We start from the raw sequence: 17,721 nt of genomic DNA on the forward strand, positions 1-17,721 counted from the left end.
ATACTGTCCTAATAAAATATTAACAAAAATTTCTGAAAATTGAGGTGCAAAATATATATCTTTGCACCTCTTATTTTTTATAACACATTATTGCTCAATGCAGAATATTAGAAACATTGCGATTATCGCGCACGTTGACCACGGTAAAACGACCTTGGTTGATAAGATTTTACACTATACTAACCAATTCAGAGACAACGAAGAGTCGGGTGAGTTAATCCTTGACAATAATGATTTGGAGCGTGAGCGTGGTATTACGATTGTATCCAAAAACGTATCTGTAAAATATAAAGACACTAAGATCAACATTATTGATACGCCAGGTCACGCCGATTTCGGTGGTGAGGTTGAGCGTGTATTGAAAATGGCTGATGGTGTCGTGTTATTGGTAGATGCCTTTGAAGGTCCAATGCCTCAAACCCGTTTCGTGACTGGTAAAGCATTAGGATTGGGTATCAAACCTATCGTCGTAGTAAATAAAGTAGACAAAGAAAACTGTCGTCCTGAAGAAGTATACGAAAATGTATTCGATCTATTCTTCAGCTTAGGTGCTACCGAAGATCAATTAGACTTCCCAGTATTATATGGTTCTTCTAAACAAGGATGGATGTCGACCGATTGGACTAAACCAACAACCGACTTCACTTCCCTATTAGACGCGATCATTGAACATATCCCTGCTCCTAAAGTATCAGAAGGTACTTTACAGATGCAAGTAACTTCTTTAGATTATTCCACTTTCGTAGGACGTATCGCTATTGGTCGTGTTGTTCGTGGTTCCATCAAAGAAAACCAACCGGTATCTTTGGTTAAACGCGATGGCAAGATCGTAAAGTCACGTGTTAAAGAGCTTCAATTATTTGAAGGATTGGGCCGTGTGAAAGTTTCTGAAGTTCATGCAGGGGATATCGTTGCGGTAGTAGGTATCGAAGGTTTTGAGATTGGTGATACCATCGCTGATTTCGAAAATCCAGAACAATTAGAAGTAATGCACATTGATGAGCCAACCATGAACATGTTGTTTACCATCAATAACTCTCCTTTCTTCGGTAAAGAGGGTAAATTCGTTACTTCTCGTCACATCTACGATCGTTTACAAAAAGAATTAGAGAAAAATTTAGCATTGCGTGTAGTTCCTACAGAATCACCTGATGCTTGGTTGGTATATGGCCGTGGTATTCTTCACTTATCGGTTTTGATCGAGACGATGCGTCGTGAAGGTTATGAGTTACAGGTTGGGCAGCCTCAGGTAATCGTTAAAGAGGTTAATGGTGCTAAGCATGAGCCTATTGAAGAGCTTGTAGTTGATGTTCCTGCGGATGTATCCGGAAAGGTTATCGAATTGGTAACTCAACGTAAAGGGGAGTTATTGGTGATGGAAACCAAAGGAGATATGCAGCACTTGGAATTCTCTATCCCTTCTCGTGGTATCATCGGATTACGTAACAACGTATTAACGGCTACTGCTGGTGAGGCTGTAATGGCACACCGTCTAAAAGGATATGAGCCTTGGAAAGGTACTATCCCTGGACGTTTGGCAGGTGTATTGATCTCTTTGGATACAGGTTCTACAACTGCTTATTCCATCGATAAATTACAAGACCGTGGTCGTTTCTTCGTAGATCCAGGAGTGGATATCTATGAAGGTCAGATCTTAGGTGAGCATATCCGTGACAACGATTTAACGATCAATGTTACAAAAGGTAAGCAATTGACCAATATGCGTGCTTCAGGTTCTGATGATAATACACGTATCGCACCAGCTATTAAGTTCTCTTTGGAGGAATGTATGGAATATATCCAAGCTGATGAATACATTGAGGTAACTCCTCAAAGCATGCGTCTACGTAAGATCTACTTGACAGAAAACGAACGTAAAATCAATGCAAAGAAATTTGTATAAGGATTTACGGTAGTACAGTATAAAAAATAAGGGGTTGAAATTTCAACCCCTTATTTTTTATACTAATCTTTGTAAGAGATCGGCAATGATTTCCTGTAGAAAGGTAATTTTCTAATAGCTTTGTCATGCAGAGCGCAGTCGAAGCATCAGTAAGCTTACACAATCGTACAGATGCTTCGACTACGCTCTGCATGACATAAAGAGTTTCAGCGTGACATAAAGAGTTTCAGTGTGACATAAAAAGTTTCAGAATAAAATAGGGAACAGCCACAATTTCAATATCAAACTATATAAAAAATCTAACTACTAAATACTCACTACTAAATCCTCAAATAAAATGGAAGACGAAATAACCTGGCATAAAGTACCTGTAAAAATAGATGATACAAGAAACTATGTAAAAGCATTACATGTTGCTGGAAAGAAACTGTGTTTGATTCGTCAAGACGGTGTATTATCGGTTACTTCAAGTAGATGCCCGCATGCGGGTGCAGATCTTACCAAAGGCTGGTGTGAGGGTGAAAAGTTGATATGTCCCTTCCATAGGCATCGGTTTGATATCCGAACGGGTAAGGGCAATGAGAACCAAGGAAACTACATCCGCATGTATCCGCTTAAAAAGGAAGATGGTGAATATTATGTAGGCATCAAGAAAAGCCTTTGGGATAAGATTTTTGGATAGTTAGCATTTATCCAAAAATCTTTCGGATCCACTGAACGAATTTATGCGTTCTTTCCGAATATGGAAACCAGAACATTTTCGATAATGGGAATCCTTTTGCATCAGCCACTGCTCTTTCGTGCGAAAAAGCCCTAAATCCATACCAACCAGTAGATTGTCCAATACCAGAGTTATTAACCCCTCCAAATGGAAGCTTTGGGTGCATGATCTGAATCAGCGCATCATTGATGCAAGTAGAACCTGCACTAGTATATCGAATCACATGCTTATTAAAAATACCATCATTCGAAAAAACATAAAGTGCCAATGGTTTTTCTCTATCATTGATGAATTTTATGGCTTCATCGATTTGGCTATAATACACGATGGGAAATATCGGGCCGAAGATCTCTTCCGTCATCAAGGAGTTGGTCATGGCCACCTGTCCAATCACCGTCGGTTCGATATAAAGCTCCTTTTCATCTGTAGCTCCTCCAGAAATAACCTGCGCGCCTAAATGCTTCGCATCCGTTAATGCTTCGACCAAGCGATCAAATTGTTTTTTATTGATGATTCGTGCATAATCGGGAGAGTTTATGGCATCTCTTCCAAAAGCTTCCCGCAGCTCCTCTCGGAACACCTGTTCGATTTCACTTTTCAATTGCCGTGGTACCAGCACATAATCCGGTGCAATACAGGTTTGACCTGCATTTACAAACTTTGCCCAGATCAGGTTTTGAACCACCCTGCGGACATTGATGTTCCTATCCAAAACAGCAGGCGATTTTCCGCCAAGTTCCAACGTAATATCCGTCAGGTTCTTGCTTGCTGCTTCCATGATGATCTTGCCCACCGCAGGGGAGCCCGTAAAATGGATATGATCAAAACGAAGACTTAATAAATGGGTGGTTTCTTTCACTTCTCCCTCCAGCACAGCAACATGGTCCTCCGGAAATACTTCTTGCAGAATTTTCTTCACGATGCGGTTAGTATGCGGGGAAAATTCGGATAATTTAAGGATGGCGGTATTCCCAGCGGCGATACAAGCCGCCAGATGAACCAAGGGTAGCTGAAAGGGATAATTCCAAGGGGTGATAATCAATACATGCCCTTTGGGTTCATAATGAAGGTAAGCCTTTACATTGGTAAACATGGCCGACCAGCCCACCGATTTATCCTTTGTCCATTTTCCGATGTTCTTGATGATATGTTTAAGTTCCATTTCCACCGCCAGGATTTCGGTGATCGTAGATTCCAGGGCAGACTTATGGAAATCCTGATACAAGGCTGCTTGGATCTCATTTTCCGCTTCCTTTATTTTGGTCAATAGCTTACGCAGAAGCTGCTCCCTTTTGGAGGCGGGCAATTGCTTTATCTCTGCAGTGTTTTTCTGCTGAAGGGCATAAATCTTATCAATTTCGGAAAGGCTAGGATACTCCATGTGTGCTTAAATTTAATAGGAAAGAAAATATAGACAAAAAAACCCGAACAAATAGACTGTCCGGGTTTGGGATTTTTCATAGGTATGTAAAATCTTTATTTTTTATCCATGACTTCCGCTGCACGATATACCTCATCATCAGCTGTGAAAATCTTGAACTGTACATCATATTCTTCCGGAACATAGATGACAATGGGCATTTTTCCATTATAGTTTACCAAAGTTGGCTGGTTGGATACAAAAAGATTTCTTTTTGGTAATCCAGGACAAGCCATCTGTGTACTGATGATCTCTCCCTTCGTTTGGAATACATAATAGTTATATCCCCAACCTTGAAGATCTTTGGTCTCTAAAGTCCCTTGCAGACCAAAAGAATTACATCCATCCACTTCCATCATCTTACCAATGCTGAACTCGATTTTCTTCTTCTTATCATTCGCTGAATGCGGAACTTCGATGACCATTTTCTTATAGCCTTTTTCTGCTGCAGGAAAGATGTCTGTATTTACTTTTACGATTGTTTCTTGTGCCATTGCGCTATTACTGCTCAAACCTAGTCCGATAAAAAGGACTGCAACCAATTGAAGGAACTTAATTTTCATGTTATTTAATTTTAAATGTCGATGTGTTTTTGTTTTTTGCTGCTTTACAACGCATCAACTATAGCTAAGAGCCTTCTTGAACCAAAAGGTTTAATCGCTGTATGGAATTAATTTACTTTCATCTAATTCTTTTATCAGTGTTCTCGCCAAAATTCTATTTGGGTCAATCACGGGTAATCCAGAATATGATTTTTCTCTAAGCGCTAATGGAAGTTCTGTACAACCCAGGATGATTACTTGGGCTCCCTGTGCTTTAAGTTCCTTGATGGCGGCTACCAGCACATCATGTGCTCGGTTGGTCACCGGTGAGGAATAAGCTTTGATCCCATAGGTTTGATCGTAGATCGCTTGATGCACCTTTTGTTGGAGTTCATCATTGGGCTCCACACAGGTCAGTCCAAAGTTTTCCAGGACATTTTTGTATAGGCCGGTGTTTCTTGTTCCAATCGTAGAAAGTACTCCGACTTGAATATCACTATGATGTTCTTTGATGAATTTCGCCGTTTCCTCCACCATATGAAGGACTTTGATGTTTGACCCTTTACTGTGCAGTTCCTCTTGGATCACTTCAAATATCCTCGGCGAATGCGCGGTGTTACAAGGAATGGCCACCACTGTTGCGCCAGCCTTCTCCAATTCAAAAGCAATTTCAGCAATCGCATGGGCAGGATTTGTAATCTCTTCGCCTACCAGATAGGCCGTACGATCAGGAATCCTGTTCGACTGTGAGGATAATAACACCGGAAGATGATCTTGATCCCTTCTCGCGTCTGTTTCCTCTATTATTTTTTTAACGATATCGACACCTGCTAAGGGGCCGACACCTCCTACAATTCCAATCATAATAGCATCTTTTCAAAAATAACGCCAATATTTCTTTTTTATGAAGCTTATTGCTTTACCGCCCTTGGAAGTTTATCCTGATGAAGGCTGTTGTATTTTTTTAGGATCTTAACTGTTTCCTGGATAGGGATGGCCTTTACTGTCCTACCATTGATACCTTTCATGTCCTCTGCCATAAACATGGAGTTCAAAATCGCTTCTTCCGTAGCCTCCCATACCGCCATGAAAAGGGGCGACATGTAATCATTTCCCACTTCGGGGGCATTTCTTTCTATTTGTTCGGATGAATGAGGTATCCGAACAGATTGATGGGTACTGAAGGCGATGGAATAATCCCCCGATCCATTGGAAGAGAAAGACCCAACATTTCCAAAAGCTATATAGGATCGTTTGGCCAATCGTTCTAGGTTTCGTGCCGATAAGGGTGCATCCGTAGCAATAACAATCATACAGGATCCGTCTACCTTATGGGCTTCTTTGGGTTCCTGCATGTAAAAATTGTGCAATTCGCGACCAACTGGGGCTCCGTTGATTTCCAAGACCCCACCAAAATTGGTCTGTACCAATACACCGACCGTATATCCACCTCTTGATTCCGGGAGTTTTCTACTCGCAGTTCCAATTCCTCCTTTATAGCCTAGACACTCCGTTCCGGTTCCAGCTCCGATATTTCCTTCTTGTACTGGGCCAGACTGTGCAGAAGCCAAGGCTTCCTGTACATCCTTTGCTTGCACATGCCGACCTCGGATGTCGTTCAATCCGCCATCGTTGGTCTCGCCGACCACCGAATTCACGGATCTTACCTTTTCATTTCCCCGCAGATTCAACATATAATCGATAAGCCCATCGGCTATCTTGGGCGCATTTAGGGTGCTTGTCAAAAGGATAGGCGTTTCAATATTCCCCAGTTCTTCGATCTGGGAGATGCCCATCATTTTTCCAAAACCGTTGCCTACAAAAACGGCTGCCGGAACCTTTTCCTGAAATATGTTTCCTTGATGGGGGATAATGGCTGTTACGCCGGTTCGGATATCACTGCCTTGGATCAAGGTTTTATGGCCAACCGAAACACCAGCAACATCTGTTATGGCATTGTGCTGTCCGGTAGGTAAAATACCTATCTGAATACCGAAATCTCGTATCCGGCCTCTTTTTTCCTGTGCTTGGCTGGAGGTTAGGATGGTTATTATTGCCAGCGCTAATAAAGAAAATCGCTTGCTCATCGTGCTTAAGTTTAGTAGATGAGCAAGTATAAGAAAAATTTTAAGATTTGTTATTCTTCGGCAAATTCTCGTTGAAGTTTATCCATCCTTCGTTTGATGGAAGCATCCACCCGATAATCATCGATCTTGTCGATGGCAGTTTTCTCTACCCTAACTTCGGTGTCCGATTCATAATAATCGATCTCCTTCTGGTTTTTTAAGGCATTATCGTAGGCATCCCTACCACTCATCAACTTCACGAATACCGGTAAACACTCGAAGAAAATGAACAATAGCGCAATAAAAATAACCGCATATTCGGTAGAGGTATTCACTGTTCCATCCGGTTTTTTATGCAGGTTGCTCAGAGCGGCGTTACGGTCAGCAAAACCAGCTACATTGACCGCGCTATCCAAGGATTTCGCAGAAAGAATTTTTTGGTCCATGATTCCCTCGGCAGATTTGCGTTGCAATAACATGGTTTCTTTTTGCTGTATCCTTGCACGAAGGCTATCCAGGTAAGTCTGTTGTTTATTAAGCTCCGCTTCCTTCATTTTAGCATAAGGTCCAAATCCCAACACGCCTGAAGTCTCATCGGTCTTGGTGCCGAAGATCTCATGGTTCAATTGTTGTCTAGCGGCCTTGATATTGGATTCCATGGAATCCGCTTGGCTTTTTATGGCAGACAGCTGACCATATTCTACCTGATATTTATTTTCGAAGGTTTTGTTCAGGGTATCAATCTTAGCATTTTGTTGTACCAGGTATTCCGCCCTAAGGTATTCCTTGATCTCTTTGTCAAAGATCTTCAGCTCTAAGGGTCTTGAAATGACCATACCGATCAGAATGGCCAATAGGATACGTGGAAGCGCTTGAAGAAACTGCATCCCCCCGGATCTGCTTTTGTCGATACTAAGAACGATGTATCGGTCTAGGTTGAAAATCGCCAATCCCCAGATAATACCAAATAGCATCGCATAAAATAACGCAAATGAACTACCACTGAATACGAAATAAAGCGCATAACCGCCCGCCAAGGCAGCGAATAATCCGGTGAAGAAAATGGTCGCACCGATACTGATATATTTGTTCAGCTCCTGTGGATATTTGTCCAGCGTCTCTCCGTGAACTCCTGCACACCAACAAAAGAATTCTTTCATGTTTTAAAACTTTGTAAGTTAGACGCCTATACGTCAACTTTGTTACAGCAAAGTTGAGAAAAAATAATAAAAAACTACTTTGTTTGTAAAAATGGTTGAATTGGTATCTTTTTAAAATATCTTTACCTTTGCACAAAAATTGAAACAAACTGGAAAGTAATGAATAAAAAAAGTTTTTTACCTTTCTGCGCCATCATAGCAAGTATGATCGTAGGATGTAACAACGAGACAAAAACAACAACAACAGTAGATTTGAACAATCCATTATTAGCGAAATACGATACGAACTTTGAGGTTCCTCCTTTCGATTTAATCAAAGACGAACATTTCAGACCTGCATTCGAACAAGCTTTAGCAGCCCATAATGCAGAGATCGATTCTATCCTGGAAATTTCTGATGAACCTACTTTTGCCAATACCGTGGTGGCATTGGAGAACTCCGGTCAATTATTGAACCGCGTATCTACGGTTTTCTTTAATTTGAATTCGGCCAACACGAACGATACCATTCAGGCGATTGCAAAAGATCTGGCACCGGTTTTATCAGCACATGGTGATGAGATCAGCTTAAATCCAACTCTTTTCAAACGTGTGAAAGCGGTTTATGATAAAAAAGAGTCCTTAGGATTGGATGCTGAGGATCAGAAATTATTGGAAGAAACCTATAAAGGTTTCATTCGTTCGGGAGCTAATCTTTCAGATGGCGATAAAGAGAAACTGAAAAAAATCAATGCGGAGCTTTCTGTGTTGACTACCCAATTCGGTCAGAATTTATTGGCAGAGACCAATGCTTTCCAAATGGTGGTTGACAAGGAAGAAGATTTAGCCGGATTGCCGCAGGCATTGAAAGATGCTGCAGCAGCTGAGGCAAAAGCTAAAAATCAAGAAGGTAAATGGTTGTTTACCCTGCATAATCCTTCTGTAATGCCTTTCCTTCAGTATGCGGATAACCGCGAATTGCGCAAGAAGATTTGGGATGCGATGCAGAACCGTGGAAACAACGGCAATGAAACAGACAATAATGACATCTTGATCAAGATTGCGAACTACCGTTTGGAAAAAGCAAAATTATTGGGATATAGTTCACATGCGGCTTATGTATTGGAAGAGTCCATGGCAGAAAACCCTGGAAATGTGAACAGCTTATTGAATAAATTATGGACACCAGCTATTGCGAAGGCAAAATTAGAGGCAGCAGATATCCAAAAAGAAATTGCAGCGGCTAAAGATACCTTTAATGTAGCGCCATACGATTGGAGATATTACCAAGAAAAGATCCGTCAAAAACGTTTTGCATTGAACGAAGAAGAGATCAAACCTTATTTCAGTTTAGCAGATGTGCGTGAAGGCGCTTTCTCTACGGCAAATAAACTATGGGGTATTTCTTTCGTAGCATTGAACAATGTTCCTGTATACCACCCAGAGGTGGAAGTGTATGAGGTTCGTGATAAAGATGGTTCTCACCTAGGATTGTTATACGCCGATTTCTTCCCACGCGAATCAAAGCGTTCAGGAGCTTGGATGACTTCTTACAGAAGCCAAAGCCGTAAGGATGGCAAGCGTGTGGCTCCAGTGATCTCTATCGTTTGTAACTTTACAAAACCAGTGGGTGATCAACCTGCATTGTTGACCTTCGACGAGGCTTCTACATTGTTCCACGAATTCGGACATGCCTTGCATGGCTTGTTCTCCAATGTTAAATACCAAAGCTTAGCAGGTACTTCTGTGCCTCGTGATTTCGTGGAATTACCTTCACAGATCATGGAAAACTGGGCAGGAGATCCAGAAGTGTTGAAAACATATGCAAAACACTACCAGACTAAAGAAGCTATCCCTGATGCATTGATCGAGAAAATGGATAAAGCAGGTACATTCGACCAAGGTTTTGCTACGGTGGAGTATTTAGCAGCTTCTATCTTGGATATGAACTACCACAGCGCAACTTCAGCAATTACTGGAAAAGCAAATGATTTTGAGAAATCGGCGATGGCGAAGATCGGGTTGATCGATGCGATTATCCCTCGTTATAAGAGTAATTATTTCCAACATATCTTCTCAGGAGGTTATTCTGCAGGGTATTATAGCTATATCTGGTCGGAAGTGTTGGATTCGGATGCTTTTGCAGCGTTCAAGGAAAAAGGGTTGTATGACCAGGCAACAGCAGCTTCGTTCAGAAGTAATATCTTGGAGCGCGGTGGAACTGGAAATCCTGCGGAGATGTATAGGAAGTTCCGCGGAGCGGATCCTGACCCAGTGCATTTAATGAAAAAAAGAGGGTTGAATTAATCCTCTGTAATATTTTTATCCTCTTGACGAGGGGGCCTGCGTCATTGCGAGAAACCATACCGTCATTGCGAGGAGGCACGACGAAGCAATCTTTGGACTAATCGAAAGATTGCTTCGATCCTCGCAATGACGTTTTTTATGCCTTTCACTTTCCTTCAACACCTTTCCCCCTACACCTTTCCCCAGCCTAAATCCCAGCCGAGTTAAACTGAAGCTCATAAAGCTTCCTATAATGCCCATCCATCTCCAACAGTTCATGATGAGATCCCATCTCCATAATCTCCCCTTTATCCAGCACAATAATCTTATCCGCTTTCTGTATAGTCGATAACCTATGCGCAATCACAATGGAAGTCCTTCCTTCCATCAGGTTCTCTATCGCCTGCTGAATCAACAATTCCGTTTCCGTATCAATAGAAGAAGTCGCTTCATCCAAGATCAAAATCTTCGGATCATGCACCAAAGCCCTAATAAAAGAGATCAATTGGGCCTGACCTGCTGATAACGTAGATCCCCTTTCCTGCACATGATAATCAAAATTCCCGGGCAAACGCATAATAAAATCATAAGCCCCTACTTTTTTTGCCGCATCCACAATAGATTCATAACTGATCTTCGGATTGTGCAGGCTGATATTATTCAATACCGTATCCGAAAAAAGAAAAACATCCTGCAACACTGTAGAAATGGTCTGTCGCAAGTAATGCAATTCATATTCCCGAATATCAACCCCATCCAACAGGATCTCCCCCTTCTGGATCTCATAGAATCTGCTCAGGATGTTGATTACAGACGATTTGCCGGCACCAGTCGCTCCAACCAATGCCAAGGTCTCCCCAGCATGTACATGGAAGCTTAGGTCCTTTAAGACCCATTTCTCTTCATTATAAGCAAACCAAACATTCTTAAAAGTGATTTCTCCCTTAACATGGGCTGGCTTATACGTTCCTTTATTCGGCGTAAATTCATCCGTATCCAACACATCAAAAATTCGTTCTGCCGATACCATACCCATCTGAAGCGTATTGAACTTATCGATCAACTCTCGGATTGGCCTGAAGATCATGTTGATGTACATGATAAAAGCGACTACCACCCCAGGCGAAATCACATCCGCGAGGATCTGTTTAGAGCCATACCAAACCAATAAACCGGTAGCAATGGCCACAATAATCTCCAACACCGGGAAAAAGATGGAGAAGTACCAGTTGGCACGGATATGCGCATTCCGGTGTTCCGCATTGATTTCCTTGAATTTCCGCATTTCCTGATCCTCACGCGCAAAATATTGAATCACACTCATCCCGGAGATATGCTCTTGCAAGAAAGTGTTGAGGTTGGAGACCCATAGACGCACACTTTGAAAAGCCGATTTCATGGCCTCTTTGAAAATGTAGGTCGCCGCGATCATCAATGGCATAGGAACCAGCACGACCAAGGTAAGCCTCCAATCCGTGTAGAACATCACCCCCAAGATCACCACGAGTTGTAACAGGTCGCCAATGATCTGTATCAAGCCTTCCGAGAAGATATTCGCAATGGTCTCCAAATCAGAAATGGTCCTCGTGATCAAACGACCAATGGGTGTATTATCAAAATATTTTAAACGAAGGTTCGTGATATGGTTGAAGACCTGTATCCGGATGTCCCGGATCACCGATTGTCCAAGTGTATTGGTCATTAGGGTATGGAAATACCGGATAATGGTCTGTGCCAAAAGTAAGGCAAACATCACCATCAACATCCAGGTCAAGCCTTCGGATTTCCCAGAAAGGATATATTGATCCAGGGTGTATTCCACCAATAGGGGTAATGCGGGAGCTACCGCTGCCAAGAGGATGGTCAATACCACCGAAACCCAAAATATCCCCTTATAAGGTCGGATATATTTGGCCAGTCGTCCTAAAAGCTTACTATCGTATGCGTTGCCCGCTATTTTTTCCTTTTCCAAGCTAAACTAATTTCCAATGTAAGGATACAAAACTTTTGTTAAATATAAACCACATGCCGGCACAGAAGTTCCCGCTTTTGAACGGTCTTTACTGGCTATAACTTCTTTTACATAAGATACCGGTTTTTTCCCCAGCCCAATTTCCATCAAGGTGCCCACGATGGCCCGCACCATATTCCGTAGAAACCGATCGGCGGTGATATGGAATACCAAGTGATCGCCTTCCCATACCCAGACCGCTTCTTTGATGTCGCAGTTGTTCGTGAATACCTGGGTATTCGACTTGCTGAAACAGGAAAAATCCTGTTTCCCGAGGAGATCTTTTGCGGCCAGATTCATCTTTTCCACATCCGGTTGATCCCTTAATGCCCAGGAAAACTGATGTCGAAAAGGATCCTTAGAAAAATGGATATGATATTCATAGCTTCTTTCCGTAGCATCAAAACGTGCATGTGCATCCGAATTTACGGCTATCAACCGTTTTACGGCAATATCAAAAGGGAGCAGTGCATTCAGGGAATGAACAAAGCGTTCTGGTTTTTGGAGGGTTTCCGCATCGCTGTCAAAGTGGACGAACAATTGTTTGGCATGTACGCCAGTGTCTGTCCTGCCGGCACCTATCGTTTCAATAGGCTGACGAAGAAGGATCGCCAATGCTTCATTGAGCTTCTCCTGAACAGAAACGGCATTTTCTTGGATCTGCCAACCATGATAGGCCGTTCCATTGTATGAAATCTCGATGAAATATCTCTGCTGCATGTTTTCCACCTGGCAAAGGTACGGAAATTCGGTTTTGTAACTGAAAACCATTACATTTTTTGACTGAAATCCGGGTATTTCGCCTGCGAATCTTTACCCTTAATTTTATCCTATCACAATTCACACTAATTAAAAATGAAAAAAATTATTTTAATGTTATCCTTGATGATGGGATTGTCGGGGATGGTAAAAGCACAAGGGTTATTGGACAAGATTGATCGTGCCTTGAACAAAGCGGAAAATACAGCCAACAAAGTAGGGAGCTCTTCGGAAAAAGCAGGTCGTATTGGTGGGAAAATCAATAACCTGATTGGTAAGAAGGAAGCTAAAGGAAGTAATTTTGAAATCCAGATCCAAGGAATCAAATTGGCGGATCTGAAAAGCCTGTCGACAGGATTGGAGACCGACAAAAAAGTGGGCGAAGTGAAGATGAAGTTCAATTCATCTGTTTCAACCCTACAGGTGATCTACAATGGGGAAAGCGATGAGCTTTTTGAATTGCTCAAGAAGAAATCGCCAAAGATCACCGATGAATCCGTGCAGGCTATGGAAGACAATAGTATTTCAATTAAGTTGTAAATAGTTTATCTTTATAACAAATCATGCGAGAGGCTGTCTAAAAAGGTCTCTTAAAAGAGAACCCCGTCATTAAAAAATGGCGGGGTTTTTCTGTTTTTTGTCCTCAAGATTTTGTATCTTAAGGTGCAACCAAAAAACAATATGGCAAACATACAATTCAAAGCGCTTCCATCCAATAGTCCTAGTCTTTTTCCTGAGAATATTTTAGACCGTATCCCCTTGCACCATCCTGTTCGGTTGGTGAGCCAGGTTGTTGACCAGTTGGATCTGGAACATATCATCCGTCAGTATAAAGGAGGGGGAACGACCAGTTTCCATCCCAGGATGCTCATCAAGGTACTGTTCTACGCGTATCTGAGCAATATCTATTCTTGCCGCAAGATCGAGCGCGCCCTGCACGAGAACATCCATTTCATGTGGCTTTCGGGCAACAGTACACCGGATTACCGTACGATCAATTATTTCAGGGGAAAGCGTCTTAAGGAACAGATACAGGAGCTGTTTGCCAGTATCGTTCGGATGCTGCATGATATGGAGTATGTCAGCCTGAAAGTCCAGTATGTAGATGGTACCAAGATCGAATCGGCCGCCGGTCGTTATACCTTCGTTTGGAAGAAATCGATCGAGAAGAACAAGATAAAGCTGGAGGCGAACATCGCTTCGGTCCTTTCGGATATCGATGCACAGATCAGCCGGGACCAATCTTCATTAGGGGATCAGCAGGTCGGCAGGGCCATCGATAGTGCCCAGCTGAGGGAAAAGATCAAATCGATCAATGCCAAGCTCAAAGGAGTGGATAGATCTACCGATAGGCAGCTGAGGAAGCTTGAAGACGACTATCTGCCCCGACTGGAGAAATATGAGGAGCAACTGGAAGTACTGGGAGATCGCAATAGTTATAGCAAGACCGATACCGATGCCGTGTTTATGCGGATGAAAGAGGACCACATGAAAAATGGCCAGCTTAAACCGGCCTACAATACCCAGATCAGCACCGAAGAGCAGTTCATCACCCATTATAGCATCCATCAAACGGCCGCAGATACCACAACCCTGCCCGAACACCTGGAAGGCTTTGAGTCCCATTACGGAAAACAGAGTGAATCCATCGTCGCAGATGCCGGATATGGTAGCGAGCAGAACTACGAGCTGATGGAAGGACAGGGTATAACCGCTTTTGTGAAGTACAATTACTTCCATATGGAACAAAAGCGCAAGGATAAACAGGATCCTTTTTCGGTACAGAACCTATATTACAACCAGCAGGAGGACTTTTATGTGTGTCCGGCAGGACAGAAGCTCAGCTTTATCGGTCATGCAACCAGAGTCAGTGCCAACGGATACACTGCCCAGGTCAGCTGTTACCAGGCTCGGCGATGTGAGGGCTGCCCGATGCGCAGTGGGTGCCATAAAGCTAAAGGCGATCGGCTCATTGAAGTGAACCACAGGCTCAATAAGCTCAAGGATAAAGCCCGGGAAAGACTGCTGTCGGAAGAGGGAATGTACCATCGGAGCAAGCGACCCATAGAAGTGGAAGCTGTATTTGGTCAGATGAAAAGCAACAACAGGTTTACCCGGTTCACAATGAAAGGACTGGATAAAGTCGCTGTGGAGTTCGGATTGATGGCCATTGCCCATAACCTCAGAAAATGGGCAAAAAAGTGGAAAGACAAAGCTTTTATCGGTAAACCAGGTGGCAAAAACTCCCTATTTGCGATAAATCAAGCCATCAACATGCTGAAAAGTACAAAACATCGACTTGCAGCCTAATATTGCTCATGAAATTATAATGGAGCTCCAGAAAGCTATAAAACAGAAGAAGGTGCCTTTTTAGACACCTTCATTTTTTTATACGATGCCTTTGAAAAAAATCGGTCTTTTTCTAATCATGTGCCTATTAATGGGTTTGGATGTGCTCGCCATCCAGGGAGATCTGATTCCATACCAAAAGGAAATTGACAGTCTAAAAAAGGATTATAGCCTACAAAAGGATCCCCTGAAGAAGGCCAAGACAGTTTATGAACTTTCTTTCTTTTACTCCTATTCAGATTCCAGCCAATCAAAGGCCTATCTAGAACAAGGGCTGCAACTCAGTAAAAATTCGGATCTGTGGTTGGCGATCGGTAAAGTCTACGAAGGCGCTTTCTATATGGATTATGACCTTGAAAAAGGTATTCGAATATTTCGGGAGGCAGAAAAGGCCCTTCAACAATTTCAAGATCCCTTGGCGTATTATTACCGGGCAAAAAGCTTGAGCAATATGGCCACGATTTATCAATGGCAGGATAAACAACTTGAAATGATGGACGTGCTGATGAAAGAAGCACTTCCCGCTAGTCTGAAGGCCAAAGATGATGTCCTTATCGGAAATGTCCATTACAAGATCGGTTTAAATTTTTGGAACAATATCCAATACAGCAATGCCAACAAATACCTCTTGTTGGCCATTCAGCATATGGAGAAGGGCAATTATGATGTTTGGATTTTGGAAGAGTCCTATAAAATGCTGATTCTTTCCCAATGTTCATTGGGACTGTTAAAAGAAGCGAAAAGTACGCTCGCGAAGTATGAAAAGTTTGTTAAAGCAAATGCTGGAGAAATCCCCATCAGCAATTATTACTATAACCAAGCTGTATATTATAGGTTTTCCAAACAATATGATTCGGCCGTAGCGGCTATGAACAACGCCATTTCGGCCTTTAAATCGGAGAAATTGACTGATATCAGGGAGATTTCTTCTCTATATTTTCAATTGAGTCTGATCCAATATGACCAAGGCGACTATAAAGCCGCCTTAAATTCCCTGCAGTTAAGTGAAAAGGCCTATAACGGCAGAGACTTTCAGTTTTTTCAGGACAGTGTGAATATGGCTGTCCGATATTACATGATTTATGAAAAGCTGGGCGAACATAAAAATGCTTTTGAATGGTCCAAAAAATACATTGAACTGCGGGATACCTTGTTCGAACGTAGAATCCGAGAGTCCATCCTGGATTATGAAGTAAAATACAAAACACTGGAAAAAGAAAAGGAAATCAATGGGCTGAAAGCGGATAAGGAAAAGTCGGATCTGATTATACGCAACACCTGGATCATTGCCGCCCTCATCCTGATGATCATATTGATCATTCTGTATTTCCTTTCCAAGAGCCAACAGAAGAACAGGCGTTTATTGGCTTTGGATGCGATGTTGCAGGGGGAAGAAAAGGAACGAAATCGCTTGTCCCGGGATCTCCACGACGGTTTGGGTTCGGTTTTAGCCTCCATAAAATATAAAATGCTGGATGTGGACAAATCCAAGCAGGAAGAAAAGGTGGATGAGATGTTGAACGAGATGGATTTTGCCATTACTGAGATGCGTAGGATATCTTTGAACCTCATGCCGGAAGCCCTACGGCGTTTTGGATTGCAGGTTTCATTAGAAGACCTCTGCAAAAGCCTGCAGAACAGCAATACCCAGATAGAACTGCAGCTTTACGGCGAATTGAACAGCCTCTCTCACGACAAACAGACCCATATCTATCGGATAGTCCAAGAATTACTGAACAATTCGTTGAAGCATGGCCATCCTCAACACATCCTTGTGCAATGCAGTTTGGAAGAACATGCTATCCTGATCACAGTAGAAGATGATGGTGCCGGATTTGATGTGGATCTGATGGAAAAAGAGGAAAATGAAGGTTCCGGCTTGAAGAATGTAAAAACTCGGATCAATTACCTACATGGCACCATGGATGTTCAATCCCAACCGGGAAAAGGAACAACCATTAACATTGAACTGCCGTTTAAACATTCTGGGAAACCAAAGACAAATTAAGTTGTTTGTATTATATTTGTGGATAAACAATAAAATACTATGATACAGCGCATACAATCGATCTGGTTGTTACTATCAGGGATCAGTCTTTTCGGATTATTCTTATTTCCTTATTTAATGTACAGTAACCCTGTTGGGCTTGGAAAAAGCATCTATGTTACAGGAGTTTTCTCTTCCTTGAACAATGTGGAGACCAAGGAGTCCAGTTTTCTTTTATTAACGATTGCTACAGTGGTACTTGCCTTGATTCCCATCCTTATTATCTTCTTTTTCAAAGACAGAAAGCTTCAGTTGAAGCTGATCCTTTTGCAGGTTATCTTAGTCTGTTTATTGGCGGTTGGAATGTGGTTTTCTGCAAGTTCGATCTGGGATATGAACAATGAAGATATTAAGGTAAGCAATATTGGGGTGGGTTATTTTATTTTACCGATCTCGATCCTGTTTTTGAGTTTTGCGATCCGTGGGATCAGGAATGATGAGAAACTCATCAAATCAGCTGACCGATTACGTTAAGATT

At 42.2% G+C, this 17,721-nt stretch carries 13 protein-coding genes and 1 pseudogene; 7 read left to right on the forward strand and 7 right to left on the reverse strand.

The features are described 5' to 3' along the window. Positions 1-97 precede the first annotated feature (97 nt). Together typA and E3D81_RS00830 are read left to right on the forward strand one after the other, a co-directional pair. Positions 98-1,903: a translational GTPase TypA gene (gene typA, locus E3D81_RS00825; RefSeq protein ID WP_099367056.1), complete on the forward strand. Its 1,806-nt coding sequence runs from the start codon at positions 98-100 to the stop codon at positions 1,901-1,903. 337 nt (positions 1,904-2,240) lie between these two features. Further along, positions 2,241-2,585, forward strand: coding sequence for a Rieske (2Fe-2S) protein (locus tag E3D81_RS00830; protein ID WP_099367057.1), 345 nt, complete (start codon positions 2,241-2,243; stop codon positions 2,583-2,585). Positions 2,586-2,592: 7 nt separating this feature from the next. Here the strand turns inward: E3D81_RS00830 and E3D81_RS00835 are convergent, their stop codons facing one another. The 5 genes from E3D81_RS00835 to E3D81_RS00855 all read right to left on the reverse strand — a co-directional run bounded on the left by E3D81_RS00835 (position 2,593) and on the right by E3D81_RS00855 (position 7,812). Continuing rightward, on the reverse strand, positions 2,593-4,005 hold the full coding sequence (locus E3D81_RS00835) for an aldehyde dehydrogenase family protein (RefSeq protein ID WP_134776088.1): 1,413 nt from the start codon (positions 4,003-4,005) through the stop codon (positions 2,593-2,595). Between the two features lie 95 nt (positions 4,006-4,100). After that, positions 4,101-4,607, reverse strand: coding sequence for an ecotin family protein (locus E3D81_RS00840; RefSeq protein ID WP_099367059.1), 507 nt, complete (start codon positions 4,605-4,607; stop codon positions 4,101-4,103). 90 nt (positions 4,608-4,697) lie between these two features. Continuing rightward, the gene (locus tag E3D81_RS00845) at positions 4,698-5,450 is read right to left on the reverse strand and encodes an aspartate/glutamate racemase family protein (RefSeq protein ID WP_134776089.1); all 753 of its coding nucleotides are present in this window, start codon (positions 5,448-5,450) and stop codon (positions 4,698-4,700) included. 47 nt (positions 5,451-5,497) lie between these two features. After that, on the reverse strand, positions 5,498-6,673 hold the full coding sequence (locus E3D81_RS00850) for a P1 family peptidase (RefSeq protein ID WP_099367061.1): 1,176 nt from the start codon (positions 6,671-6,673) through the stop codon (positions 5,498-5,500). Positions 6,674-6,723: 50 nt separating this feature from the next. Then, positions 6,724-7,812, reverse strand: a complete 1,089-nt coding sequence (locus E3D81_RS00855) for a DUF4407 domain-containing protein (protein WP_099367062.1) — start codon at positions 7,810-7,812, stop codon at positions 6,724-6,726. A 159-nt stretch (positions 7,813-7,971) separates the two neighbouring features. Between E3D81_RS00855 and E3D81_RS00860 the strand changes: the two genes are divergently transcribed. Beyond that, the gene (locus E3D81_RS00860) at positions 7,972-10,098 is read left to right on the forward strand and encodes a M3 family metallopeptidase (RefSeq protein WP_099367063.1); all 2,127 of its coding nucleotides are present in this window, start codon (positions 7,972-7,974) and stop codon (positions 10,096-10,098) included. Between the two features lie 187 nt (positions 10,099-10,285). Here the strand turns inward: E3D81_RS00860 and E3D81_RS00865 are convergent, their stop codons facing one another. Both E3D81_RS00865 and truA read right to left on the reverse strand, forming a co-directional pair. Continuing rightward, the gene (locus tag E3D81_RS00865; protein ID WP_134776090.1) at positions 10,286-12,049 is read right to left on the reverse strand and encodes an ABC transporter ATP-binding protein; all 1,764 of its coding nucleotides are present in this window, start codon (positions 12,047-12,049) and stop codon (positions 10,286-10,288) included. A gap of 6 nt (positions 12,050-12,055) precedes the next feature. Then, entirely contained in the window at positions 12,056-12,808 is a 753-nt protein-coding gene (truA, locus tag E3D81_RS00870) for a tRNA pseudouridine(38-40) synthase TruA (RefSeq protein ID WP_209023088.1), read from the reverse strand. Between the two features lie 135 nt (positions 12,809-12,943). Between truA and E3D81_RS00875 the strand changes: the two genes are divergently transcribed. The 4 genes and pseudogenes from E3D81_RS00875 (at position 12,944) to E3D81_RS00890 (ending at position 17,717) form a co-directional block, all read left to right on the forward strand. Next, positions 12,944-13,387 carry a hypothetical protein gene (locus tag E3D81_RS00875; RefSeq protein ID WP_134776091.1) on the forward strand — a complete coding sequence of 148 codons (444 nt, stop codon included), beginning with the start codon at positions 12,944-12,946 and terminating at the stop codon, positions 13,385-13,387. Positions 13,388-13,528: 141 nt separating this feature from the next. Continuing rightward, positions 13,529-15,049, forward strand: a pseudogene (locus tag E3D81_RS00880) (IS1182 family transposase); the annotation flags it as partial. Positions 15,050-15,242: 193 nt separating this feature from the next. Further along, entirely contained in the window at positions 15,243-17,204 is a 1,962-nt protein-coding gene (locus E3D81_RS00885; protein ID WP_134776092.1) for a sensor histidine kinase, read from the forward strand. Positions 17,205-17,243: 39 nt separating this feature from the next. Next, on the forward strand, positions 17,244-17,717 hold the full coding sequence (locus tag E3D81_RS00890; RefSeq protein ID WP_099367411.1) for a DUF4293 domain-containing protein: 474 nt from the start codon (positions 17,244-17,246) through the stop codon (positions 17,715-17,717). Positions 17,718-17,721: the final 4 nt, after the last annotated feature.

Source organism: Sphingobacterium sp. CZ-2 (genome assembly GCF_004526235.1).
Classification (GTDB): Bacteria; Bacteroidota; Bacteroidia; order Sphingobacteriales; family Sphingobacteriaceae; genus Sphingobacterium; species Sphingobacterium tenebrionis.

Bases quoted from the DNA above. Each gene is read 5' to 3' on its own strand.
- typA (WP_099367056.1), top strand. From the start codon at position 98: ATGCAGAATATTAGAAACATTGCGATTATCGCGCACGTTGACCACGGT.
- E3D81_RS00830 (WP_099367057.1), top strand. From the start codon at position 2,241: ATGGAAGACGAAATAACCTGGCATAAAGTACCTGTAAAAATAGATGAT.
- E3D81_RS00835 (WP_134776088.1), bottom strand. From the start codon at position 4,005: ATGGAGTATCCTAGCCTTTCCGAAATTGATAAGATTTATGCCCTTCAG.
- E3D81_RS00840 (WP_099367059.1), bottom strand. From the start codon at position 4,607: ATGAAAATTAAGTTCCTTCAATTGGTTGCAGTCCTTTTTATCGGACTA.
- E3D81_RS00845 (WP_134776089.1), bottom strand. From the start codon at position 5,450: ATGATTGGAATTGTAGGAGGTGTCGGCCCCTTAGCAGGTGTCGATATC.
- E3D81_RS00850 (WP_099367061.1), bottom strand. From the start codon at position 6,673: ATGAGCAAGCGATTTTCTTTATTAGCGCTGGCAATAATAACCATCCTA.
- E3D81_RS00855 (WP_099367062.1), bottom strand. From the start codon at position 7,812: ATGAAAGAATTCTTTTGTTGGTGTGCAGGAGTTCACGGAGAGACGCTG.
- E3D81_RS00860 (WP_099367063.1), top strand. From the start codon at position 7,972: ATGAATAAAAAAAGTTTTTTACCTTTCTGCGCCATCATAGCAAGTATG.
- truA (WP_209023088.1), bottom strand. From the start codon at position 12,808: ATGCAGCAGAGATATTTCATCGAGATTTCATACAATGGAACGGCCTAT.
- E3D81_RS00875 (WP_134776091.1), top strand. From the start codon at position 12,944: ATGAAAAAAATTATTTTAATGTTATCCTTGATGATGGGATTGTCGGGG.
- E3D81_RS00885 (WP_134776092.1), top strand. From the start codon at position 15,243: ATGCCTTTGAAAAAAATCGGTCTTTTTCTAATCATGTGCCTATTAATG.
- E3D81_RS00890 (WP_099367411.1), top strand. From the start codon at position 17,244: ATGATACAGCGCATACAATCGATCTGGTTGTTACTATCAGGGATCAGT.